Annotated in this window: 21 protein-coding genes, 1 tRNA gene and 1 pseudogene; 10 read left to right on the top strand and 13 right to left on the bottom strand. The window is 71.2% G+C overall.

The features are described 5' to 3' along the window. Window positions 1–144 precede the first annotated feature (144 nt). Complete coding sequence (locus tag Van01_RS19055; protein WP_204009032.1) at window positions 145–855, top strand: class I SAM-dependent methyltransferase; 711 nt, start codon at window positions 145–147, stop codon at window positions 853–855. 114 nt (window positions 856–969) lie between these two features. Here Van01_RS19055 and Van01_RS19060 read toward each other — a convergent pair whose 3' ends face one another. Continuing rightward, entirely contained in the window at window positions 970–1,503 is a 534-nt protein-coding gene (locus tag Van01_RS19060; RefSeq protein WP_204009034.1) for a YbhB/YbcL family Raf kinase inhibitor-like protein, read from the bottom strand. Between the two features lie 150 nt (window positions 1,504–1,653). Here Van01_RS19060 and Van01_RS19065 point away from each other — a divergent pair, with 150 nt between their 5' ends. Continuing rightward, window positions 1,654–1,812 (top strand): hypothetical protein, encoded by a 159-nt coding sequence (locus Van01_RS19065; RefSeq protein WP_158240286.1) that lies wholly within the window; start codon window positions 1,654–1,656, stop codon window positions 1,810–1,812. 11 nt (window positions 1,813–1,823) lie between these two features. Here Van01_RS19065 and Van01_RS19070 read toward each other — a convergent pair whose 3' ends face one another. Next, the gene (locus Van01_RS19070; RefSeq protein ID WP_204009036.1) at window positions 1,824–2,021 is read right to left on the bottom strand and encodes a hypothetical protein; all 198 of its coding nucleotides are present in this window, start codon (window positions 2,019–2,021) and stop codon (window positions 1,824–1,826) included. 387 nt (window positions 2,022–2,408) lie between these two features. On the opposite strand from Van01_RS19070, the gene Van01_RS19075 reads away from it, so the two are divergent. Then, complete coding sequence (locus Van01_RS19075) at window positions 2,409–2,639, top strand: GntR family transcriptional regulator (RefSeq protein WP_204009039.1); 231 nt, start codon at window positions 2,409–2,411, stop codon at window positions 2,637–2,639. Between the two features lie 88 nt (window positions 2,640–2,727). On the opposite strand, the gene Van01_RS19080 is transcribed toward Van01_RS19075, so the two are convergent. After that, window positions 2,728–2,814, bottom strand: a tRNA-Ser gene (locus tag Van01_RS19080). A gap of 149 nt (window positions 2,815–2,963) precedes the next feature. Here Van01_RS19080 and Van01_RS19085 point away from each other — a divergent pair. After that, window positions 2,964–3,941, top strand: coding sequence for an NAD(P)H-quinone oxidoreductase (locus tag Van01_RS19085; protein ID WP_204009041.1), 978 nt, complete (start codon window positions 2,964–2,966; stop codon window positions 3,939–3,941). A 69-nt stretch (window positions 3,942–4,010) separates the two neighbouring features. Here the strand turns inward: Van01_RS19085 and soxR are convergent, their stop codons facing one another. After that, window positions 4,011–4,448: a redox-sensitive transcriptional activator SoxR gene (gene soxR / locus Van01_RS19090; protein ID WP_204009043.1), complete on the bottom strand. Its 438-nt coding sequence runs from the start codon at window positions 4,446–4,448 to the stop codon at window positions 4,011–4,013. A gap of 47 nt (window positions 4,449–4,495) precedes the next feature. Between soxR and Van01_RS19095 the strand changes: the two genes are divergently transcribed. Together Van01_RS19095 and Van01_RS19100 are read left to right on the top strand one after the other, a co-directional pair. Beyond that, complete coding sequence (locus Van01_RS19095; protein ID WP_204009045.1) at window positions 4,496–5,221, top strand: thiamine pyrophosphate-binding protein; 726 nt, start codon at window positions 4,496–4,498, stop codon at window positions 5,219–5,221. Window positions 5,222–5,223: 2 nt separating this feature from the next. Further along, complete coding sequence (locus tag Van01_RS19100) at window positions 5,224–6,114, top strand: transketolase family protein (protein WP_204009261.1); 891 nt, start codon at window positions 5,224–5,226, stop codon at window positions 6,112–6,114. A gap of 124 nt (window positions 6,115–6,238) precedes the next feature. On the opposite strand, the gene Van01_RS19105 is transcribed toward Van01_RS19100, so the two are convergent. Beyond that, complete coding sequence (locus Van01_RS19105) at window positions 6,239–6,943, bottom strand: glycosyltransferase family 2 protein (protein WP_204009047.1); 705 nt, start codon at window positions 6,941–6,943, stop codon at window positions 6,239–6,241. A 125-nt stretch (window positions 6,944–7,068) separates the two neighbouring features. On the opposite strand from Van01_RS19105, the gene Van01_RS19110 reads away from it, so the two are divergent. Both Van01_RS19110 and Van01_RS19115 read left to right on the top strand, forming a co-directional pair. Then, the gene (locus Van01_RS19110; protein ID WP_204009049.1) at window positions 7,069–9,339 is read left to right on the top strand and encodes a DUF2142 domain-containing protein; all 2,271 of its coding nucleotides are present in this window, start codon (window positions 7,069–7,071) and stop codon (window positions 9,337–9,339) included. Window positions 9,340–9,504: 165 nt separating this feature from the next. Next, window positions 9,505–11,103: a ricin-type beta-trefoil lectin domain protein gene (locus tag Van01_RS19115; protein ID WP_204009051.1), complete on the top strand. Its 1,599-nt coding sequence runs from the start codon at window positions 9,505–9,507 to the stop codon at window positions 11,101–11,103. A 76-nt stretch (window positions 11,104–11,179) separates the two neighbouring features. Here the strand turns inward: Van01_RS19115 and Van01_RS19120 are convergent, their stop codons facing one another. The 5 genes and pseudogenes from Van01_RS19120 to Van01_RS19140 all read right to left on the bottom strand — a co-directional run bounded on the left by Van01_RS19120 (window position 11,180) and on the right by Van01_RS19140 (window position 15,808). Next, window positions 11,180–11,770, bottom strand: a complete 591-nt coding sequence (locus tag Van01_RS19120; protein WP_204009053.1) for a hypothetical protein — start codon at window positions 11,768–11,770, stop codon at window positions 11,180–11,182. A 103-nt stretch (window positions 11,771–11,873) separates the two neighbouring features. Next, window positions 11,874–13,261 (bottom strand): annotated as a pseudogene (locus tag Van01_RS19125) (sensor histidine kinase). Beyond that, window positions 13,254–13,946, bottom strand: a complete 693-nt coding sequence (locus Van01_RS19130) for a response regulator transcription factor (RefSeq protein ID WP_204009062.1) — start codon at window positions 13,944–13,946, stop codon at window positions 13,254–13,256. The pseudogene Van01_RS19125 and the gene Van01_RS19130 overlap by 8 nt, the downstream one beginning before the upstream one ends. Before the next feature lie 70 nt (window positions 13,947–14,016). Beyond that, on the bottom strand, window positions 14,017–14,526 hold the full coding sequence (locus tag Van01_RS19135) for a hypothetical protein (protein WP_204009064.1): 510 nt from the start codon (window positions 14,524–14,526) through the stop codon (window positions 14,017–14,019). Between the two features lie 109 nt (window positions 14,527–14,635). Further along, the gene (locus tag Van01_RS19140; protein ID WP_204009066.1) at window positions 14,636–15,808 is read right to left on the bottom strand and encodes a thiolase family protein; all 1,173 of its coding nucleotides are present in this window, start codon (window positions 15,806–15,808) and stop codon (window positions 14,636–14,638) included. A gap of 128 nt (window positions 15,809–15,936) precedes the next feature. Between Van01_RS19140 and Van01_RS19145 the strand changes: the two genes are divergently transcribed. Then, window positions 15,937–16,377, top strand: coding sequence for a PH domain-containing protein (locus Van01_RS19145; protein WP_204009069.1), 441 nt, complete (start codon window positions 15,937–15,939; stop codon window positions 16,375–16,377). A 59-nt stretch (window positions 16,378–16,436) separates the two neighbouring features. Here Van01_RS19145 and Van01_RS19150 read toward each other — a convergent pair whose 3' ends face one another. Together Van01_RS19150 and Van01_RS19155 are read right to left on the bottom strand one after the other, a co-directional pair. Next, the gene (locus Van01_RS19150) at window positions 16,437–17,348 is read right to left on the bottom strand and encodes a rhomboid family intramembrane serine protease (RefSeq protein ID WP_099848576.1); all 912 of its coding nucleotides are present in this window, start codon (window positions 17,346–17,348) and stop codon (window positions 16,437–16,439) included. 192 nt (window positions 17,349–17,540) lie between these two features. Further along, the gene (locus tag Van01_RS19155; protein ID WP_099848574.1) at window positions 17,541–18,068 is read right to left on the bottom strand and encodes a peptidylprolyl isomerase; all 528 of its coding nucleotides are present in this window, start codon (window positions 18,066–18,068) and stop codon (window positions 17,541–17,543) included. Between the two features lie 59 nt (window positions 18,069–18,127). On the opposite strand from Van01_RS19155, the gene Van01_RS19160 reads away from it, so the two are divergent. Next, on the top strand, window positions 18,128–18,925 hold the full coding sequence (locus tag Van01_RS19160) for a hypothetical protein (protein WP_204009071.1): 798 nt from the start codon (window positions 18,128–18,130) through the stop codon (window positions 18,923–18,925). Between the two features lie 126 nt (window positions 18,926–19,051). Here Van01_RS19160 and corA read toward each other — a convergent pair whose 3' ends face one another. Then, the gene (corA, locus tag Van01_RS19165; protein WP_204009269.1) at window positions 19,052–20,119 is read right to left on the bottom strand and encodes a magnesium/cobalt transporter CorA; all 1,068 of its coding nucleotides are present in this window, start codon (window positions 20,117–20,119) and stop codon (window positions 19,052–19,054) included. Between the last annotated feature and the right edge of the window lie 98 nt (window positions 20,120–20,217).

Here is a 20,217-nt window from a genome sequence, read left to right on the forward strand (position 1 = left end):
GCAGGGTTCGCTGGCCACACCGATCGTGCACCTACCCCCGACCGTTAATCGGCCATCGCGGGCCCCGATATCCCCGCCGTCCGGGCGGATGGTTCACTCTGTCGGTCCCGGCACGGGTCGAGTCGCATCGTGAGGAATCGACGCATGGCAGAAATCACTGGGGATCAGCGCGTGCAGTCCGAGGTCCTGGAGGGCCTCGCCACGGCGGTCAATCACCGGCGCTGGTTCGTTGAGCTGGCCGTGCCCTACCTGGGTGACAACCCCATCGAGATCGGTAGCGGCCTCGGCGACTACGCCCTGGAGTGGAGCGAGAACTTCCCCCGGTTCACCGCCACCGAGGCGGATCCGGACCGCCTGGTCGCGCTCAAGGAGCGCCTCGCCGACCGGCCCGCCATCGAGGTGCGCCAGATGCTGCTGCCCCACTCGGAGCAGGGCGACTACAGCGCCGCGGTCTCGTACAACGTCCTGGAGCACATCGAGGACCACGTCGGAGCGCTGCGCAGCATGGGCCAGCTGGTCCGGCCCGGCGGCGCCGTGGTCATCATCGTGCCGGCGTTCCAGTTCGCGATGAGCCCGGCGGACATCGCCACCGGCCACGTCCGGCGTTACACGAAGAAGACCCTGGCCGACGCGATGACCGAGGCGGGCCTGCGGGTGGAGACGATCCACTACGCCAACGCGCTCGGCCTGATCGGCTACTTCATGGCCACCAAGGTCTTCCGCCTGATGCCCAAGGAAGGCCCGATGGTCAAGGTCTACGACACCCTCGTCCTCCCCGCCACCAAGGCCGCCGAGCAACTGGTCCGACCCCCCTTCGGGCAGTCCGTCTTCGCCGTAGCCCGCACCCCCGCCTAACCCACCCCTGGGCCCCTCCGGCCCTACCCCATGCCCCGTTGATCATGAGGTTAGCGGCACTCTTGGAGATCGAGTCCGCCGCTAACCTCATGATCAACCGAGGATGGCGGCGGGTCAGCCGGCGATCTGGTAGGTGGGGCGGGTGGTGGCTCGGGCCAGGGTGTGGAAGGCGAGATTGAAGCCGACGTAGGCGGGGGTCGCCTCCGGCGTGACGTCGAGACCGTCGACGTCGAGGGCGTGCACCGCGAAGACATAGCGGTGCGGGCGGTCACCTGGCGGCGGCGCGGCACCGCCGAAACCGTGCTCCCCGTAGTCGTTGCGGACGGTGAACCCGCCCTTCAGGTCATCGTCGGTGGCGCCGCGCGGCAGCTCCGTCACGTCGGCCGGCAGGTTGACAAGCACCCAGTGCCAGAAACCACTGCCGGTCGGCGCGTCCGGATCGAAACAGGTGACCACGAAACTCTTGGTCTCCGCCGGGAAGCCCGACCAGGCCAGGTGCGGCGAGACGTTGTCACCACCGGTGCTGCCGTGCGCGTGGGCCGCATCCATCGGCTCACCGTTCTGTACATCGTCACTGGTCAGCGTGAAGGAGGCGACGGTCGGCAGCAGCTCGTACGGGTCCGGGGCGATGGGACGTTCCAGGGTCATCGACACAGGTCCTTCCGGTGGAAGCGGTGTTGTGCGCCCCTTTTCTTACCCTGTGACGCGCTGACATTCGACAGAACCGGCCCCAAGTCCGCCGTAACCGAGCGACCCTCACGGCGGTTGTCACCCTGCAACAGCTAGCGAAGGAGTCTCTTGGCCGGAGTCTGGCGTGACTTCATCACCGCCGTCATCGATGCCGTACGTCGACGCGACGAGGCGGCCCTCAGCGACGAACGCCGCCGGGCAGTGGACCGGCTCGCCGACGAGAAGATCCGCGAGGAGAAGGAGAAGCGCCCGCCGGAAAGCACCTAGGCGGGCGGCAGTCAGGTCGATCGCGCCGCCTCGTCGGCTACCGTCGCCCACTCCCGCTCCCACGCCTCCATCACCGGCCCTGCCCACTCCAGATCCGGGCAGCCGGCCGGCCCGCATACCTCGCACGGACCGTCGCGATGGCGGCTCAGGACGACGCCCGCCGCCACTGCCACCTCCCGCATCTCCACCTCGTCATACATGGACGTCACGGGATACACCCAGCGATTCCGGCCACCAGCATGACTAGAACGATGCCGGCGGCAATCCAGCCGGCAACGAGTTGGCTACGTGCGACGAGTTGAGGTGGGGCTGGAATCGGGTAGCGATCGCCGTCCGGGATAGGTGGCCGGCCACCATAGATCGGATGCGTACCGTCGGGTCTGCACTTGTCTCGCATCGGTGCCTCCGCAGCGGCAGGAGGGGGTGCCGGTGCGGAGACGGAAGGGGGACCACCTCCGCACCGGCCGGGGCCTCGCTAGCCGACGAGCAGCCCCGATGGAGCGAACTTAGGTTACTTAGCAACCTCAGTCAACACAGGCGTCATAGTGCGCGTGTTGGGCTGGCAACCTGAAAGGGCCGACGAGAGGTGGCCCGCCATGAACCACCGCCGCAAGCCGCTGTACGAACAGGTCGTGGACGACATCACCACGTCGATCCAGGCCGGGACACTCAAGCCCGGCGACAAACTGCCGTCGATCGCCCAGCTCACCGTCCAGTACGGCATCTCCAACACGATGATCAAATTCGCTCTGCGGATCCTGGGCGAACGCGGCCTGATCGAGACCCACCAGGGCAAGGGAAGCTTCGTAGCGTCTCCGCCGCAGTGAGTTGCCGCTCCCAGCGACAGGATCGCCCTACAGCGGCCGGAATCCCGGACAGGCATAGCCACCGGGTCAGGTGCGCTGCCCGTAAGCGCGGAGGGTGTGGGATTCGAACCCACGAAGACATTGCTGCCTTACCGGTTTTCAAGACCAGCGCCATCGGCCACTAGGCGAACCCTCCTGGGCCACGCGGTACGCGGCCGTGCCTAGTCTGCCACGGCGGGTACATCGGTGAGCGGCCGAGCTACCCGGTGCGCCGTGACCACTGACGCTGCGTGCTGGACCGGGGTGCGGACGTGGAGCCGGCCCGGGATCGGGTAAGACTGGGCCATGCGAGCGATCACCATTGTCGAGCCGGGCGGACCTGAGGTGCTGACCTGGAGTGAGGTGCCGGACCCGCAGCCGGGTCCGGGTGAGGTGGTCGTGGACGTACGGGCCACCGCTGTCAACCGGGCCGACCTGTTGCAGCGGCAGGGGCACTACCCGCCTCCGCCGGGCGCGCCCGCGTACCCCGGGTTGGAATGTTCGGGGGTGGTCAGCGCGACAGGCGCCGAGGTGGCCGGCGTGCGGGTGGGTGACCAGGTCTGCGCGTTGCTGGCCGGCGGTGGGTACGCCGAACGGGTGGCCGTCCCCGCCGGGCAGCTGTTGCCGGTGCCGGCCGGCGTCGACCTGGTCGACGCCGCCGCGTTGCCGGAGGTGGCGTGCACTGTCTGGTCGAACGTGGTGCGGGTGGCCCGCCTGGCGGCGGGAGAGACGCTGCTGGTGCACGGCGGCGGCAGCGGGATCGGCACCTTCGCGATCCAGCTCGGGGCGGCGCTCGGCGCGACAGTGGTCGCGACCGCTCGGGGCAGCAAGCACGACCGGCTGCGGGAGCTGGGTGCCGACCTGCTTGTCGACTACCGGGAGCAGGACTTCGTCGACGAGGTCCGGCGGGTCACCGACGGCCGGGGCGCGGATGTCGTGCTTGACATCATGGGCGCGTCCTACCTGGGTCGTAACGTCGCCGCCCTCGCCGCCGACGGACGGCTGGTGGTGATCGGCATGCAGGGCGGCCGTAAGGGTGAGTTGGACCTGGGTGCGCTGCTGGCCAAGCGGGGCACGGTCGCGGCCACCGCGTTGCGCTCCCGGCCGCTGGAGCAGAAGGCCGCGATCGTGCGCGGGGTACGCGAGCAGGTCTGGCCGCTCGTCGAGGCGGGGCGGGTACGTCCGGTGATCGACAAGCGGCTGCCGATCACCGACGCGGCGCAGGCGCACCGGCTCGTCGAGTCGAACGAGCACGTCGGCAAGGTGCTGCTCACCGTCGGCTGAGCTGGCGGATGCCCGCCAGCGGCAGCCGGGCGGCCGGGCGGCCGGGCGGCCGGGGAGGCGGGCGGGCAGTTAGCCGGGGAGCACCAGGCGGGCTCCGGGGCCCTCGCCGCCCAGGTTGTCCTCCGGGTTGTAGAGGGTGCAGCGGCGCAGCGAGAGGCAGCCGCAGCCGATGCAGGCGTCCAGGTCGTCGCGGAGTCGGCTCATCAGCCGGATCTTCTCGTCCAGTCTGGCCCGCCAGGCGGTGGAGAGCTCGGCCCAGTCCTCCGCGGTGGGGGTGCGGCCGGCGGGCAGTGAGTCGAGCGCGGCCCGGATCTCCTCAAGCGAGATGCCCACCTGTTGGGCGATCCGGATGAACGCCACCCGGCGCAGCTCACCACGGTGGTAGCGGCGCTGGTTGCCGCTGGTCCGCTCGGCCCGGATGAGCCCCAGCCGCTCGTAGTAGCGCAGGGCTGACTGCGCCACCCCACTGCGGGCGGAGAGTTGGCCGATCGTCAGAGCTTCCTGCATCACGTCGCCCTTGAGTTGAACCTCGCTTCAACTTGCAGGCTATCCGTATGACCACACTCGCCACCACGACCCGCGTCACCGACGCCGCCGCACCGCTCGACGGGCGCCAGCCGATCGCCCCGCTGCTGGAACGGGTACGCGCCGGCCGGCAGTTCAGTCCGAACGTCCTGTCGACGGTCGACGTGCTCCAGGTGCTCTACGACCGGGTGCTACGGATCACCCCCGCGACCGTCGACGACCCGGACCGCGACAGGTTTCTGCTCTCCAAGGGGCACGCGGTGGCCGGCTACTACGCGCTGCTCGCCGCGAAGGGCTTCATCCCGCCCGACTGGCTGGACGACCAGGGCGGGCCGGCGAATCGGCTCGGTGATCATCCGGACCGCACCCTGATCCCCGGCGTGGAGATCGGCTCGGGCTCGCTCGGGCACGGCCTGGGTCTGGGTGTCGGCACCGCGCTCGGGTTGCGCGCCCAGGGTCTGCTCGACCCCCGGGTGTACGTGCTGCTCGGCGACGCCGAACTGGACGAGGGCTCGAACCACGAGGCGATCGCGTACGCCGGAGCGGTAGGTCTGGCCAACCTGACCGCGATCGTGGTGGACAACTTCTCCGCCACCCACGGCTGGCCGGGTGGCCTGGCCACCCGGTTCACCGCCAACGGGTGGACCGCCGCGACAGTCGACGGGCGGGACCACGACGCCCTGCACACGGCGCTCACCGGGCACCACGGGCACCGGCCGCACCTGGTGGTCGCGGTCATCGAGGAGGGGAAGTGACGATGCGGGACAGGTTCGTGGAGACCACCACCGCGCTGCTGGCCGAGGACCCGCGTACCGCGCTGGTACTCGCCGACATTTCCGCCGCCGCGTTCGCCCCGGCCGCCCGACGGCACCCGGACCGGGTGCTCAACGTCGGCATCCGGGAGCAGTTGATGCTGGGCGTGGCCGGCGGGCTGGCGTTGACCGGGCTGCGGCCGATCGTGCACAGCTACGCGCCGTTCCTGGTCGAGCGGGCGTACGAGCAGATCAAGCTGGACCTCGACCACCAGGACGCGAGTGCGGTCCTGGTGAGCGTGGGTGCTTCCTACGACCGGGCGGCGGCGGGCCGCACCCACCTCAGCCCGGCCGACGTCTCGCTCATCGACACGCTGCACGGGTGGACGGTGCACGTACCGGGTCACCCCGACGAGGTACCGGCGTTGCTGCGTGCGGCGGTCGCCGCCGAGGAGTCCGCGTACCTGCGGCTGTCGACGCTGAGCAACGCGAGACCGCACGGCGGCGACGGCGCGCTCGTGGTGGTGCGGGACGCGGGGCCGGGCGCGGCGCTGCTGGTCGCGGTCGGACCCACGTTGGACGCGGCCCTCGCCGCCACCTCGGACCTGCCGGTCACCGTCGCGTACACCCATCGGCCCCGCCCGTTCGACACCGCCGGCCTGCGAGCGCTCGTCGACAGTGAGGTGATCCTGGTCGAGCCCTGTCTGGTCGGCACCTCGGCCCGGGTGGTCTCGGCGGCGCTGTCCGACCGGCCGCACCGGCTGTTGGCGCTCGGAGTGGCGCGGGAGGAGTTGCGGCGCTACGGCTCGGCCGAGGACCACACCCGTTGGCACGGCTTGGACGCGAGCGGTCTGCGCCGCTCGATCACCGGCTTCCTGTCACCGGCGCTTGTCTGAGCGCTGCCCCCGGTTCACGGCATGTCGCGGTCTCAGGCCGGTCGTACGCCCCGACATGCCGCAACCTGCACGGGCGTTCGCGCACCACGCGCGCGGCCGTTCGCGCAGAGCGGACGCCGGGTGGTCAGCGGGGGGCGGCGTCGCGGTTGCGGCGGGTGCGTTCGCGGCCGAGGATCCACAGCGCCTCGACGCCGTCCCGCCAGGTGATCTTCTTGCCTTCCTCGCGGCCCCGGGCCCGGTAGCTGATCGGCACCTCGTACGGCCGGATGCGGCGACGCAGCAGCTTGCCTGTCACCTCGGCCTCCATGCCGAAGCCGCGGGACCGGACGTCCAGCGAGCGGTAGAGCGCGACAGGCATCAGCTTGAAGCAGGTCTCCAGGTCTCCGATGTAGGAGTTGAACAGCACGTTCGCCGCCATGGTGACGCCCTTGTTGCCCATCACGTACCAGAAGCTGTAGGCACTGTGGCTGCCGAAGGTGCGGTTGCCGTAGACCACTGTCGCCCGGCCGTCCAGCACCGGGGCCAGCAGCTTGGGGATGTCCTGTGGGTCGTACTCCAGGTCGGCGTCGAGGATGACCATGTACTCGCCGTCGGCGTTTGCCACCGCCGTGCGGATCGCCGCGCCCTTGCCCGCGTTGCGCTGGTGCGTGATGACCCGCAGGCGGGCGTCGTCGGCGCGGCCGAGGATCTCCCCGGTGCCGTCGCGGCTGCCGTCGTCGACCACCACGAGTTCGATCTCGCACGGGTACTCGACCGCCAGCGCCTGCTTGAGGGCATCCGCGATGCGTTCTTCCTCGTTGTAGACCGGCATGAGGATCGACAGCTTCACGGGAATCTCCACGAGGGCGGGCAATGTGTCGGCCATAGCCTAGCCCGGCAGGTCAGCCGGGTGGTGACGACCACCGACGGTGATGCATCGTCGGGCATCCAGGCTGATGGTGTTTACTTCCGGCCATGTCGGCCGCCGGCTTCCCGTTCGTCCTGGTTCCCGTCGCCGCGCTCGCTCTGCTCAGCGTGGCGCTACGACCACGCGTGGTGGACACCGTGGCACCACGGCGACTCGCGCTGGTCCGGGCGACAGTGGCCGTCGGCGCCTTCGCGGTGGCGACGGTAGAGGTGCTGGGCGCGCTGCGGCTGCTCACCGCGCCCGCCTTCGGCCTGGCCTGGCTGCTCTTCCTCGCCGTGGCGGCGCTGGCGGCGGCGTGGCGGCGGCGGGTCGACGCCCGGATCCGCGAGCCGGACGCGACCGGGCGCCTGGCCACCGTGGCGGTCGGTGGTCCCACGTCACAGTCGCTGCCCGGCACCGTCCGCGCCGACGCGCCGGAACCGACGACTGGTGTCCTCGGTGAAGCGTCGGGGGGAGCGGCCACCGCGACGGTCGCCGTGGGGCCGGATCGTCCGGCGGCACCTTCCGCTTCGGACACCCCCGCGACCGGCGGCTGGCGCAGCGTCGCAGGCGATTTCTGGCGTACGGCGAGTCGGGGCGAGCGGCTGCTCGCCGGTACGGTCGCCGGGCTGCTCCTGGTCGAGCTGCTGATCGCCCTGCTGGCCGCGCCGAACAACTTCGACTCGCAGACGTACCACCTGCCCAAGGTGGAGCGCTGGGTGGCGCAGGGCGACCTGACGTTCTGGGCGACCGCGATCCACCGGCAGGTCACGATTCCGCCGGGTGCCGAGTACCTGCTGCTGCACCTGCGGCTGTTCACCGGCGGCGACGCCTTGCACCACCTGGTCCAGTGGGCCGCCGGGGTGGTGTGCCTGCTCGCGGTCGCCCGGGTGACCGCGCAACTCGGCGGTGGCCGGCGGGCCCAGTTGCTCACCGTGTTCATACTGGCCACCACCCCGATGGTCACCCTCCAGGCGACGAGCACCCAGACCGACCTGGTCTGCGCCGCCTGGGTGCTCTGTGCTGGCACCCTCGCGCTGGACGGGCTGCGTCGACGGGCGCACCTGGGTGACCTGCTCGCCCTCGGTGCGGCCACCGGGTTGACCGCCGTCACCAAGACCAGTGGGCTGCTCGCGGTCGGTCCGCTGCTGGTGCTCTGGGGGCTGGGCCAGCTTCGCCTGGCGTACCTCGGGCGGGCGGCCACGAGCCGCCGGGCCCCGGTCGCCGGGATCGCTCGTACGGTCGGCGCGTCGGTCCTGATCCTGCTGGTCGCCGCCGCGGTGGTCGGCCCCTTCCTGGGCCGGGTGTACGCCGAGTTCGGCCATCCGCTCGGACCGGAGCGGCTGCGCGAGTCGGTGCCGATGGAACGGCACGACCCACAGTCGGTGCTGGTGAACGCGCTCCGGATCGGGCACACCGCGCTTGACACGCCGCTGGCACCGCTGCGTGAGGTGTCCGCCGAGGCGATCATCGGGCTGTCCGGGCTGATCGGAGTCGACCCGCAGGACCGCGCGATCACGTTCGGGCGGGAGATCTTCCCGGTCGCGTCCTGGTATCCCGACGAGGACCGGGTGGCCTTCCCGCTGGCCGGTGTGCTGGCGCTCATCGGTGCGGTGGCGGCGCTGCGTCGCCCGGCCCGGGTCAGTCCGGGCGCGGCGGGAGCGCTGCGCGCGTACGCCCTGGTGGTGGTCGTCGCCGTGGTGCTGCACACCGCGATGATCAAGTGGCAGCCGTGGGGGAACCGTCTGATCCTCTACGCCCTGGCGGCTTCGGTGCCGCTTGCCGGGCTCTGGCTCGACGCCTTCTTCCGCCGCTCGGGTCGGGTCGCGTCCGGCGTCGGCGCGGGACACGGTGGTCCGGCGGGCAGCGGTGGCCGACGACCCGTCGCCGCCGGGCTCGCGGTGACGGTGCTGGCCACCTGTGCGCTGGCCGGGGTGCTGTCGGTGTCGTACGGCTTCCCGCGCCGGCTGGTCGGCGCGGGTTCGGTATTCACCACCTCCGACTGGGAGAGCCGCTTCATCAGGCGTCCGCAGTGGGCGGAGGAGTACCGCTGGGCGGCCGACGCGGTCCGGGCCGCCGACGCGCGCCGGATCGGGCTGTCCCAGCGCAACGACGACTGGGAGTACCCCTGGTGGTTGCTGCTCCGCGACGCGGACGGTAGGCCACCTGACCTGCTGGCACTCCAGTCGGTGCTTGACGATCGGCCACCGGCCGACCCGGCCTCGGTCGACGCGATCCTCTGTGTCGGTAGCCGGAAACTCTGCGCCGACCTGCTGCCGGCCGGCTGGCGGCTGGAGTTCCGTAGCTACGTCGGGTACGCCCTGCCCGGGCAGCAGTGATCCTGGCGCGGCTGCCCGTCGTCTGGTCCAGCCGGAAAAGGGGCCATTGGCCCGGTTCAGCGCAGCACGCAAGTATTCCGAGACGTATTCACATACCTGCATCACAGGCGTTACCGTCCGGTAACTCGATCGACGTCCCGCGATCGAGCCGGAAGGAGTGCGTCGATGTCTGGTACCCAAACCAGGCGTGAACGGACGCCCCGACGGCGCCTTGCCGAGGTCGCCGTCCTCGCCACCGCTCTCGTCCTGCCGATGCTGGCCACGGCCTCACCCGCCGCCGCGGCCGACCGTCCCGCCGTCCAGCCGCTCCCTGCCCACCTCGAAACCATCCGCGCCGCCGAGGCCACCGCGCTCTACGGCGCCCCCGGCATCCGCCCGCTGGACCAGCGCCGCAGCGCGCTGATCACCATGGGCGACAGCCAGATCTCCGGCGAGGGGGTGGGCAACTACGTGCCCGGCACCCACCAGCCGGGCAACTGGTGTGACCGCTCGTACGACCAGGCGGTCTTCCGCACCGGTATCGCCGCCGACGAGCGCTACAACATCGCCTGCTCGGGCGCCACCCCGTGGAACCTGATCGCCGGCGGCCCCACCCAGCACAACGAGTTGAACCAGGGTGACCACCTGGCGATCAAGGCACGCAACACGCACATCAAGCTGATCTGGGTGGTGGCCGGGGCCAACGGTGACGGCACGATCCAGTTCGGCCCGGTCGCCACCGACTGCGCACTGCGCCGGGTGCTCTTCCAGGGCCCCTGCTGGCCCACCTACACCGATCAGTGGACGGTACGCACCGACGGCAGCCGCCGGGCCGTCGAGGAGGCCCTCACCGACATCCGCCGCACGATGACAAGCGCCGGCTACCTCAACTCCGACTACGAGCTGGTGTTCATGTCGTACTCCAGCCCGGCCAGCCCGGACGTCGAGGACAACCCGAACTTCCCGGGCTGGTACGCCGGCGGCTGCCTGCTGTACCTCGCCGACGCCGCGTTCGCCAGGAACAAGGCGGTGCCGCTGTTCGAGTCGGCGCTGCGGGCGGCGGCGGCCAACACCGGCACCCGCTACCTCGACGCCAGCCGCCTCTTCCACGGCCACGAGGTGTGCACCGACAACACCTCGGTACGCGGGCTCTACATCGAGTTGGGTGTCTGGGACGAGAACGCGGCCCGGCAGTCGTTCCACCCGAACTACCGGGGGCACGGCATGTTCGCCCAGTGCATCACCCAGTTCTACGCCTCCGGCCAGCAGCGGGGCACCTGCGTCGACCCGGCCAGTACCGGCAACGGCCAGCTCTACTCCGGACTCATGGAGTTCCGGCAGCTCCGCAACGCCGCCACCGGCACCTGCGTGGACGGCAAGGGGTACGACTCGCGCAACGGCACGGTTCAGCAGTCGTACCGCTGCCACGGCGGGCGTAACCAGGGCTTCTGGTACGACCCGGCCCGGCAGTCGCTGCATTCCGAGCTATCCCACGACCGCTGTCTGGACGTCGCCGGTGGTTCGCTGAGTTCGGGCACCGCGGTCAACATCTACAACTGCCACGGCGGCACCAACCAGAAGTTCACCATCTCCGGCAACCAGCTCCGCGCCGCCGGCAACACGAACCTCTGCCTGGCCTTCGACAACCCGCTGCTCGGCACGCCCCGACTGCGGCTGGCCACCTGTTCCAGCAGTTCCCGGCAGCAGTGGTCGTTCGAGTCGCGGTCGTTCGCCCAGCCTGTCGGCTACGGACGGGATGACTTCATCGGCTCCCGGGTCTACTGACCCAGACGGCTGGGGCCCGCCGAGCCCGACGCGAAGATCGATGGTGATCAGCGCGTCGGGCCCGGCGGGCCCACTGTCACTTCTGGTTGACCGGAACGACGATCAGGCGGGCCTGCGCCTGCTCGCCGTTCAGGGCACCGGCCACGCCCAGCTTGGTGCCGACCTTGATGTCCGTGGACTCGATCGACTTCCGCCGTTCGACCACCCGCAGGTCGTCGGCGAAGGTCCAGGTCCGGGTGAAGCCGTCGGTCGACCTGACCGTGATCTTGTCATCGGCGAGGGCTGTCACCTTGCCGCGCTGCACCGCGACGGTCTTCGTACCGCCATCCCTGGTCTTCACCACCACCTCGCCGTGCAGCGTGTTCCGGCGCAGCAGCACCCGGGCCGCCTTGCGCTTCCGCCACTCCTCGGCCCGCTCCTGGCGCTTGGTGCCCGCGCTCGGGGTCGCCTCCACAGGCGTGGCCACTGTCGCGTCGGGATCCAGCTCTGCCGGGTCGAGACCGAGCGCGGCAAGTGCCTGGCCCTCCGCACCCATCGCGGCGACCACCTCCACGGCGCTCTCCTGCGTCGCGTTCCGCTCGGCCCGGCCCACTGCGCAGCCGGCGGCGGCAAACGCCACAGTCACCAGCAACGCGCCGGTGGCGATGAAGGATCCCCTGCGTGCCATGCCTCGTCCTCTCGTCGGTGCTGGACTGCCGGATCTCGTCGCACCGCGTCACGGCCGGTGTGGATCCGTGCCCCAAGCCTGGACCAGCCGGATGTGCCGACCGTCAGGCCGAGGTACGGGTCAGGTAAGGATTCCCGGCAGCCGGATGGTGAACGCGGCCCCGCCCTCCGGAGCGTGCCCGGCGGTTATCTCACCGCCGAGCCGGCGGACCAGACCGGCGGCGAGCGCGAGCCCGAGCCCACTGCCGACCTTGCGCAACCCCCGGTAGCGCTGGTGCAGCGCGCCGCGTTCGAAGGCCACGGTCAGGTCGTCGTCGGTCAGTCCCGGCCCACCGTCGCGGACCTCGACCACCCCGCCGGTGCTCGGGTCGACGCCGGCCGGCCGAACCGCCAGCACCACAGGTGACCCCGGCGGCACCACCCGCAACGCGTTCTCCAGGAGGCCGTCGAGCACCTGCCGGATCCTGCCCGGGTCGGTGTACGCCGGCACCGGCTGCCCCGGCAGCTCGGTGGAGAACGTCACCCCTACCGACGAGCACCTGTCAGCCCAGGTCCGGCCGGCGTCGGCGGCCAGCGCGGCAAGGTCCACAGGCACCGGTTCGAGCGGGAAATCGACGGCCTCCAGACGGGCCAGGGCGAGCAGGTCGGCGACCAGCCGGTCCAGGTGCTGCGCCTCGGCGAGCATGGTCCGACCGGTCTCGGCCGCTGCCGACGGCTCGACCACCCCGTCGGCAAGCGCCTCGGCGTAGCCGCGGATCGCGGTAAGCGGGGTACGCAGTTCGTGCGAGACGGAGAGCAGGAACTCCCGCTGTCGTCCCTCGCTCGTGGCCAGTGCGGCAGCCAGCCCGTTCAGCGCGTACGCCAGGTCGGCCACCTCGGCCGGCGACTCGACAGGCACCCGGACGGTGCGGTCGCCGGCCCGCAGCCGGGCCGCGACGAGGGCCGCCCGGCGGATCGGTCGGGCCAGCCGCCGGGCGAGCAGCAGGCCCGCGACCGCGCCCGCGGCGAGCCCCGCGAGCAACGGCAGCCAGAGGCCGCGCAGCACCTGACGCCACACTCCGGCACCGAGCGGGCGGGTCAGCACCACGCCGTCGCCGCCCGGCAGTGCCCGGCCCTCGACGAGCGCCCGTTTCCCGTCGACCAGTCGCCGGCCGGAGACGTTCCGGCCGTTGGACACCCGGTTCACCACCTGGGGAGGCAACCCGGCCCGGTCCACATCGCCGCCGGAGATCAGGTAGATGGTGGTGCCCTGGTTGCCGAGCTGGCGGATCAACCGCTCGCTGGCCAGCCCGCGGATCCGGCCGGGCCTTGCCCGCAGCAGCTCGGCGGCGAGCTGCGCCTGCGCGGCGAGCGCCTGCCGGTCCCGCCGCTCGGCGGCCCGGACCGCCACCGGCACCGCGACCACTGCGGTGACAAGCACCGACACCAGCGCCACCGCGCAGGTCACAAGCACCGCACGAGCGGTGAGCGTACGGCCCGGACGGTCAGCCATCGGCGGCGTACCCGACGCCACGATGGGTCCGGATCACGCTGGCCGCGCCGAGCTTCGCCCGGACCTGCGCCACGTGCACGTCGACGGTACGGGTGCCGGCGTGCGCCGCGTATCCCCAGACCGCGGCCAGCAGCTCCTCCCGCGAGAAGACCCGGCCCGGCCGGCTCATCAGGTGGGCCAGCAGATCGAACTCGGTGGAGGTGAGTTGCACCGGGGCACCGTCGGCGGTGACCGACCTGCGGTCCGGGTCGACGGTGACCCGGCCGAGCACGACGGGCTGCCCGGCACCGACCGGTGGGCCGGCGGCCCGGCGCAACACCGCCCGCAGTCGGGCCACGAGTTCGCGAGGGCTGAACGGCTTGGTGACGTAGTCGTCGGCCCCCAGCTCCAGGCCGACCACGCGGTCCACCTCGTCGTCGCGCGCGGTGAGGAAGATGACAGGCGTCCAGTCACCCGCCTCGCGCAGCCGGCGGCAGATCTCGGTGCCGGGCAGCCCCGGCAGGGCGATGTCGAGTACGCAGGCCACCGGGCGCAACCGGCGGGCCGCCGCGAGACCGGCGCTGCCGTCCCGTTCGACGTGGACGCCGAAACCGTCCCGGCTGAGGTAGAGCCGGACCAGGTCGGCGATGCTCGGTTCGTCCTCCACCACGAGGACCAGCCCGCGTTGCGGGTTCTCGGTGGTCACTGGGCCATGATTGCCGATCGACGGGACCCGGCAGCGTCAGGCTGTGTTCGGATTCGGTAAGAAGACCCGGTCAGCCGGCCACGACGGGCTGGAAGGCGACAGGTCGGGCGGCGGGCGCTTCGGCGACGGTGGCCACGATCCGTGGCTGTGCTCTGCGTACCCGGGTGCGGAAGGCGTGATTGAGCAACGCGTCCAGCTGCCACACCTGCTTCGGCTGCTGGGTGCGGATCAGGAAGCGCTCCCGGATGCCGTCGATCGCGGTGGCGGCCAGCTCCACGCAGTGCAGTCGCGGGTCGGGGCTCCAGGTGACGTGGCTCAGCTCGCGCAGCTCCGTGTTGAGGTGCAGGCGGAGCCGGTGCAACACGCGGGTCTGCCGGGTGACGACGAGCCGTCGATGGGTGAGCAGCAGCAGATACTCCCCGTTGACCGGCCGGTCGGGCCGGCTGCACCGGGTGACCAGGATGGTGGCGTCGCCGGAGCCCACGCAGCGACGGAACACCGGCATGTGCCGGCTGGCGGTCTGCACCGCCAGGCCGGCCTCGGCGGCGGCCGGAAGGAACGTTCGGGAGAAGACGTCCATGCCCTGCCCAACGACCCTGCCCGCACCGTGACATGCCCAACGAACATGCTTTCTGCAATTTCCACACCCACCTACCCGCCCACCGCCTCTCCGGCTGGGGTGGGGTGGGTCAGAGGAGTTCGAGGATCGTGGCGTTGGCCATGCCGCCGCCTTCGCACATGGTCTGTAGGCCGTAGCGGATGTTGTTGTCGCGCATGTGGGCGAGCATCGTGGTCATGATCCGGGCACCGGAGCCGCCGAGTGGATGGCCGAGGGCGATCGCTCCGCCGCGCGGATTGAGCCGCTCCGGGTCCGCCTCGGTCTCCGCCAACCAGGCCAGCGGTACCGGGGCGAACGCCTCGTTCACCTCGTACACCCCGATCTCCTCGATGCCCAGCCCCGCGCGGCGCAGCGCCTTCGCGGTCGCCGGGATCGGCGCGGTGAGCATGGCGACCGGATCGTCGGCCGCCACCACTGCGGTGTGGATGCGGGCCAGCGGGCGCAGCCCGTGCCGGCTGGCCCACTCGCTCGTGGTGACCGCGAGCGCGGCGGCACCGTCGGAGATCTGCGAGGCCGAACCGGCGGTGACCACACCGTCGGGGCGGAACGGAGTGGGCAGCTCGCCCAGCTTCTCCAGTGAGGTGTCCCGCCTGATGCCCTCGTCCACCGCGAACTTGCCGCCGTCGGCGAGCGCCACCGGGGCGAGTTCGGCCTCGAAGGCGCCCGCGTCCTGCGCGGCGGCGGCCTTCTCGTGGCTGGCCAGGGCGAACTCGTCGAGCTGAGTGCGGGACAGCCGCCATCGTCTGGCGATCAGCTCCGCGCCCACGCCCTGGTTGAAGGGGAGCGCGGAGTCCTCGGCGACTCCCTCGACCCCCCGGTAGCGGGCCAGGATCTGCTCGCTGAACGGCATTCCACCGGCCACACTGGAGCCCATCGGCACCCGGGTCATCGACTCCACGCCCCCCGCGACGACCAGGTCCGCCTGCCCGGAGAGCACGGTGGCCGCGGCGAAGTGCAGTGCCTGCTGGCTGGACCCGCACTGCCGGTCCAGCGTGGTGCCGGGCACCGACTCGGGCCAGCCGGCGGCCAGTACGCCGTTCCGGGCGATGTTCCACGACTGCTCACCGACCTGCGAGACGCAGCCCCAGATCACGTCGTCCACCTGGGCCGGATCGATCCCGGTGCGTTCGGCGAGGGCGCGCAGCACGTGCGCGGACAGATCCACCGGGTGCACCGTGGCCAGGCTGCCCTTGCGCCGCCCGACCGGGGTGCGCACCGCACCGACGATAACCGCGTCACTCATGTCTACTCCCCGGTAACTTGGGCTGCTCCCGATCCTACGCCCACCCGGTCCGACCGCCCCGCCCCCGCCTCGCCGGTCGGCACCTCCGGGTGGCTGCCGGTGCGCGGCGGCGCTGGCATGCTGGTGCGGTGGCGTACGACACGATCGCACAGCAGTGGCGGGTGCCCCCGGCCCTGCCGGTGCTCAAACTGGCTGCGGCAGCGGCCCTGCTCACCCTGGGGGTTCTGCTCGCCGAGGGCGACCCGCTCCGGCCGGTGCTCGGCGGGTTGGCCGCGGCGATCCTCACCGGGTGGGGCCTGCGGGACCTGGTCGCGCCGGTCCGGCTGGCGGTGGACGCCACAGGCATCACCGTGCCGGCCGGGCTGCTGAACCGACGGCATCTGCCCTGGCCCGCAGTGCAGACCATCGAGGTGCAACGGTCCGGGCGGGCGCTCGCCGGGCCGACGCTGGAGATCGACGCGGGCGAGTCACTGCACCTGTTCAGCCGGCTCGATCTCGGTGCCGATCCGGCCGAGGTCGCCGACGCATTGTACGCCGCCCGGGCCGGGAAGCCCGACGGCACCGGCTGATCCCCCGCCCGGGGCAGGCGACGTGACCTACCGTCAAGCGCGGCCCGGGGCGACGGTGGTCAGCCCAGCAGCGCGGCGGTCCGGACCAGGGCCATCCCGAGCAGCACCACCACGATGATCGCGCCACCGCCGAACTGCACAAGTGTGCGGCGCGACCGCGGCGCGTACGCCAGCACCAGGGCCATCAGCGCGCCGAACACCAGGCCACCCAGGTGACCGGCGATCGAGATCTGCGGCACGGTGAAGGTGAAGATCAGGTTGATCACCAGGATGGGCAGGATGGCCGAGGTGTCCCGCCCGAGCCGTCGCATGATCACGAAGATCGCCGCGAAGAGGCCGAAGATGGCGGTCGACGCTCCCGCCGACATCTGGTTGGGCGCGCTGAACACGTAGACCGCGACGTTGCCGCCGAAGCCGGCGATGAAGTAGAGCGCGGCGAAACGCAGCGGCCCGAGCACCGCCTCCAGCGAGCGGCCGAGCACCCACAGCGCCCACATGTTCAGCAGCAGGTGCACCACGCCGTAGTGCAGGAACATCGCGGTGATCAGGCGGTACCACTGGCCCTCGGCGACGCCGCCGACGGTGCCGTCGAGGAACATCGCCCGACCCAGCACCGCACCCCACTCGGTCAACGGGGTGCTGCCGCCCATCAGCCCGCCGAAACCGTTGCCGCCGGCCGCCGCGTCCCCGCCCCGGTCGGAGGCGATCGAGACAAGCATCACCAGCAGGTTGAGGGCGATCAGGGTCTTGGTCACGTAGCCGTGTCGGCCGACGACACCGCCACCGAAGGCGGTACGCGCCGGCCGTACGCTGCGGCGGCCCTCCGACACGCACTCCGGGCACTGGAACCCGACCGAGGCTTCGTTCATGCAGTCCGGGCAGATCGACCTGTCGCACCGGGTGCAACGGACGTACGTCTCCCGTCCGGGGTGGCGGTAGCAGGCCGGCGTGGTCGGCGGGGACTCGCTCATCGCTGGCCCCAGATGCCCGAGCGCTCAGTCATGCGAGCAAAGGTACCCCGAGCCACCACTCAGGCGGGCCGAGGCGTGCCCCGGTCAGTGATCGGTCCGGACACGACATCGGTGTCCGGACCGATCACCAACTGTGGCGGCTGTCGCCTGGTCCCGCCGCCGCCCCGCGTGACGCCGGTCCCGGGCGCCAGGTCAGGCGGAACGCTCGATCTCGACGCGCTCGATGACGACGTCCTGCAGCGGCCGGTCGCTGGGGCCGGTCGGCGTGTTCGCGATCGCCTCGACGATCTTCGCGGACTGCTCGTCGGCGACCTGCCCGAAGATGGTGTGCCGGTTGTTCAGGTGCGGCGTCGGCGAGACGGTGATGAAGAACTGCGAGCCGTTGGTGCCCGGCCCGGCGTTCGCCATCGCCAGCAGGTACGGCCGGTCGAAGCGCAGCTCGGGGTGGAACTCGTCGGCGAAGGTGTAGCCCGGACCGCCCCGGCCGGTCCCGGTCGGGTCGCCCATCTGGACCATGAAGCCGCTGATCACCCGGTGCGAGATGGTGCCGTCGTAGTACGGGCCGTTGCCCGGCTGGCCGGTACGCGGGTCGGTGTACTCGCGGGTGCCCTCGGCCAACTCGACGAAGTTGCGGACGGTCTTCGGGGCGTGGTTGCCGAAGAGCTCCAGCCGGATCGGGCCGGCATTGGTGTGCAGGGTGGCGTAGACAGCCTCGGCCACGGGTACTCCTCACTCGTTGGTCAGTTCCATGCGGATCCTCCCATGTGCCCGATCTGGACATGCGGAGGCATCCGAAGGTGGAGGATGAGACAGAGCAACTCCCAGGAGGTGGGACCGTGTTTGGAACTTGGCGGCGAAAGACCCAGGCGCAGTTGGCCAGGGCCGAACTGAACCGCAGCATCGGTCACCTGAGGCAGGCCGCCACGCACGCCGCGAGGGGAGCCGGCGACACGGTCGGCCCACGATTCCACGCAGCCCGCGGCGCTGTGGCACCGACCGCCGTCGTCGTCCGGGACCGGGCATCGAGCGGCCTCGCGACGACGGCCGCAGCTCTCGCGCCGCTCGCGCTGGCCGTCCGTCATGCGCAGTCCGACGCGGCCGATCGGGCCGCCAAGGGGAAGAAGGCCGCAGTTGCCAAGCAGGCCGCGGTCAGTAGGAAGGCGAAGAAGATGAAGGCGAAGAAGAAGTCCCGCCGGAGCGGGACCATGGTGGGCCTGCTGGCCGCCGGCGTGGTGGCCGGACTGGCCGGTGCGATGGCCCTGCGGCGGCACCGCGAGCAGCAGGAGTGGGCCGAGTACGACGCGGGTGCCGCGCTTGAGCCGATGCACCAGGAGGTGGAGACCATCGAGGTGCGTACGTCCGGCCCGGCCGGCGCCGGCAAGGTCTCGACCGGAGCGGGCAGCTCGGCGGTGGCCGGTGGCGACAGCGCCTCCACCACCCCCACCGCGACCGCGCCGTCCACGGTCACCCCCACCGGCAAGGTCCCCTCGGTCGCCGAGGGTGCCCGCACCACCACCGGCCGCCCCGCCGACGACCTCAGCAAGGCCACCAACCACAAGTCCAACACCCGCTCCTGACCGTTCCCCTCCCATCCCCCACCCCCACCCGGGTTGATCATGAAGTTGTTGCCGCGTTCACCTGCGTGTCGCGGCAACAACTTCATGGTCGACGCCGACAGCGGGAGGGTGGGTGGGTGGTGGGGGTCAGAGCCAGTCGTTGCGGCGGAACCAGCGGTAGAGGGCCAGGGACGTGGCGAGCATCAGGGCCAGCACCCCTGGATAGCCGTAGGTCCACTTCAGCTCCGGCATGAAATCGAAGTTCATGCCGTACACGCCGGCTATCGCCGTCCACACCGCAGCGATGGCAGCCCACGCGGCGATCTTGCGCATGTCGTTGTTCTGGTCGACTGTCACCTGCGCCAGCCGCGCCTGCAGGATCGAGTTCAGCAGGTCGTCGTAGGAGTTGACCTGCTCGACGGTGCGGCTGAGGTGGTCCTGCACGTCCCGGAAGTAGCGGCGTACCTCCTTGGGCACGTCCCGGTTCATCTGGGTGGTCAGCGACAGTAGCGGGCGCTGCAACGGCATCACGGCCCGCTTGAACTCGACGAGTTCCCGCTTCATCTGGTAGATCCGCTGGATCCGGCCGCTGGTCTGGCGGTCGAACACCTCCGTCTCCAGCACGTCCATGTCGTCCTCAAGCTGGTCGGCGACCTCCAGGTAGAGGTCCACGACCCGGTCCGTGATCGCATACGCGACGGCCCAGGGACCGTTCAGCAGCAGTTCCCGGCGAGCTTCCAACTCCTCGCGGACGGGTGCCAACCGGCAGGCGTCGCCGTGCCGGACACTGATCACGAACTGCGGACCGATGAAGAGCATCACCTGCCCGGTCTCCACCACCTCGGAGTTCTCCGTCAGCTCGGTGTGCTCGCAGTACCGGGCGGTGCGCAGCACCAGGAAGCTGACCTCGCCGAAACGTTCCAGCTTCGGCCGCTGCTGGGCCTTCACCGCGTCCTCGACAGCCAGCTCGTGCAGCCCGTAGGTGGTGGCGATGGCGGTCATCTCGGCCAGCTCCGGCTCGTGCAGGCCGAGCCACACGAAACCTGACTCGACGCCTCGGGCCGCAGCCAGCGCGTCGGCGTAGTCCCAGTCGCCGGCCTGCCGCTTACCGTCGAGGTAGAGCGCGCAGTCGACCACCGCGCTGCGGCGCTCGTCGGCCGGCGTCCGGCCGGGCTGCGATCCGTCCGGGCTGAGTCGACGCGTCACGGCCCGCATCGGCGACCAGTTCCGGGGGCGCAGGGTACGGCCGCCGTTGGCGCTCGCGGTCCGGTTGCCCTCGGTGGCCGGGCCGTCCGGGGGAGTCGTCCCCGGAC

The organism is Micromonospora andamanensis (assembly GCF_016863495.1).
GTDB lineage: Bacteria > Actinomycetota > Actinomycetes > Mycobacteriales > Micromonosporaceae > Micromonospora > Micromonospora andamanensis.

Bases quoted from the DNA above. Each gene is read 5' to 3' on its own strand.
- Van01_RS19140 (WP_204009066.1), bottom strand. From the start codon at position 15,808: ATGAGTGACGCGGTTATCGTCGGTGCGGTGCGCACCCCGGTCGGGCGG.
- Van01_RS19150 (WP_099848576.1), bottom strand. From the start codon at position 17,348: ATGAGCGAGTCCCCGCCGACCACGCCGGCCTGCTACCGCCACCCCGGA.
- Van01_RS19095 (WP_204009045.1), top strand. From the start codon at position 4,496: ATGACCACACTCGCCACCACGACCCGCGTCACCGACGCCGCCGCACCG.
- Van01_RS19055 (WP_204009032.1), top strand. From the start codon at position 145: ATGGCAGAAATCACTGGGGATCAGCGCGTGCAGTCCGAGGTCCTGGAG.
- Van01_RS19060 (WP_204009034.1), bottom strand. From the start codon at position 1,503: ATGACCCTGGAACGTCCCATCGCCCCGGACCCGTACGAGCTGCTGCCG.
- soxR (WP_204009043.1), bottom strand. From the start codon at position 4,448: ATGCAGGAAGCTCTGACGATCGGCCAACTCTCCGCCCGCAGTGGGGTG.
- Van01_RS19135 (WP_204009064.1), bottom strand. From the start codon at position 14,526: ATGGACGTCTTCTCCCGAACGTTCCTTCCGGCCGCCGCCGAGGCCGGC.
- Van01_RS19100 (WP_204009261.1), top strand. From the start codon at position 5,224: ATGCGGGACAGGTTCGTGGAGACCACCACCGCGCTGCTGGCCGAGGAC.
- Van01_RS19120 (WP_204009053.1), bottom strand. From the start codon at position 11,770: ATGGCACGCAGGGGATCCTTCATCGCCACCGGCGCGTTGCTGGTGACT.
- Van01_RS19085 (WP_204009041.1), top strand. From the start codon at position 2,964: ATGCGAGCGATCACCATTGTCGAGCCGGGCGGACCTGAGGTGCTGACC.
- Van01_RS19115 (WP_204009051.1), top strand. From the start codon at position 9,505: ATGTCTGGTACCCAAACCAGGCGTGAACGGACGCCCCGACGGCGCCTT.
- corA (WP_204009269.1), bottom strand. From the start codon at position 20,119: ATGCGGGCCGTGACGCGTCGACTCAGCCCGGACGGATCGCAGCCCGGC.
- Van01_RS19160 (WP_204009071.1), top strand. From the start codon at position 18,128: ATGCGGAGGCATCCGAAGGTGGAGGATGAGACAGAGCAACTCCCAGGA.
- Van01_RS19075 (WP_204009039.1), top strand. From the start codon at position 2,409: ATGAACCACCGCCGCAAGCCGCTGTACGAACAGGTCGTGGACGACATC.
- Van01_RS19110 (WP_204009049.1), top strand. From the start codon at position 7,069: ATGTCGGCCGCCGGCTTCCCGTTCGTCCTGGTTCCCGTCGCCGCGCTC.